The organism is Flavobacterium soyangense (genome assembly GCF_015277675.1).
In the GTDB taxonomy this organism is placed as follows: Bacteria; Bacteroidota; Bacteroidia; order Flavobacteriales; family Flavobacteriaceae; genus Flavobacterium; species Flavobacterium soyangense.
In genome coordinates, this window is record NZ_JADHEC010000092.1 from 1 (window position 1) to 1,105 (window position 1,105).

The 1,105-nt window shown below is 37.9% G+C and carries 3 protein-coding genes; all 3 read right to left on the reverse strand.

Translation table 11 applies throughout. From position 1 onward, the window contains the following. Window positions 1–36: 36 nt before the first annotated feature. Complete coding sequence (locus IR213_RS16115; protein ID WP_194313301.1) at window positions 37–297, reverse strand: hypothetical protein; 261 nt, start codon at window positions 295–297, stop codon at window positions 37–39. Further along, complete coding sequence (locus IR213_RS16120) at window positions 287–658, reverse strand: hypothetical protein (protein WP_194313302.1); 372 nt, start codon at window positions 656–658, stop codon at window positions 287–289. Before IR213_RS16120 ends, IR213_RS16115 begins: the two co-directional genes overlap by 11 nt. Continuing rightward, on the reverse strand, window positions 655–1,105 hold a 451-nt coding region (locus tag IR213_RS16125; protein WP_194313299.1), incomplete at its 5' end, for a hypothetical protein. The genes IR213_RS16125 and IR213_RS16120, both read right to left, overlap by 4 nt.

Genomic DNA, 1,105 nt, shown 5'->3' on the forward strand with positions numbered 1-1,105 from the left:
GATTTTACTGGTTTTTCTTGTGTTTCTGTGTTCATTTTAATTGGTTATTAAATTAATATCTATTACTTTTTGAGTGATGAAGCGGATTTTGCTCTCTAGCTTTGGCGGGCATTTGTAGTGCCTTTTGTCGCCTTCCTGATTGTCTTGATTAATTTGGCTCAACAATGAGCCTCGTTCTTGATTGATGCAAATGCGTTCTAATACTGTAAAACAGGCAGGTTTCCCAAATGCTTGCTGATTTGAACAATAGTCCAAAACATCGTGTAAGTCCTCAAGGCGGGTAATTTTAATTAGCATAATACACTGGCGTATGGGTTACTATTAGGTTTGAAAAGTCTTTGTTTCGCTTGATTTTAGCCAGCAATGCTTTTGGATATATCGCCATTACTTGAGCCGTGCAAGCTTTGTAATGCGCTTGGAGTTGATCGTGTTTGGGTGGTACTACATCCACTATTTTCAAAAATTGAAGTTCGCATTTGTGATGTTCACGCATAAACCATTGATTTACTTGTGAGTTTGCCAATAGTTGTTGCACTATGCTTGGGCATTGGCCATAATGTTGGCACCATTTCATAACGCTTAATAATAATCTGTCTTCATATTTTTCAGACGACCATTGTAAGTAATCTTGGATTTGATTTTGGGTTGTTGCTTTCATGATGCCTTTTTGTTTTTGATTTCGCTACCGTGAAATAGCATTGCTGTTTGTTCGTTGATTGTTATTGTTCCTCCCGGACATCTGCCTCCTACAAATGCCGTTAAACCTTCAATTCTGAAATAAACGTTACACAGTTTCTTTGCTAATTTTGCCATTGCTGTGGTAGGTTCGTTTTTTTCACTGTGTGCCATTATGATGAATAATACATCGGGATAATCTCTTTTCAATCTTCGCAATACTGCCGTTTTCAAATCATCTACATAAGCCGTGGCGTTGTCCAGAACTATGATGCGGGCGTTTTGGCGTTTGGTTAGCATCTTATCGATTTCCTCAATTTCCAAATAGTCGTAAAACTTGATTTTGGTGTTTTTGAAATCAATCTTTGCCCTGGATAAATTCTGTTGAAACGTAAATCCGGTTCCCTCTTCCGCCGATACATAATTCAAG

What these genes read in the sequence shown, in the direction of transcription:
- IR213_RS16115 (WP_194313301.1), bottom strand. Translation starts at nt 297, where the DNA reads ATGCTAATTAAAATTACCCGCCTTGAGGACTTACACGATGTTTTGGAC.
- IR213_RS16120 (WP_194313302.1), bottom strand. Translation starts at nt 658, where the DNA reads ATGAAAGCAACAACCCAAAATCAAATCCAAGATTACTTACAATGGTCG.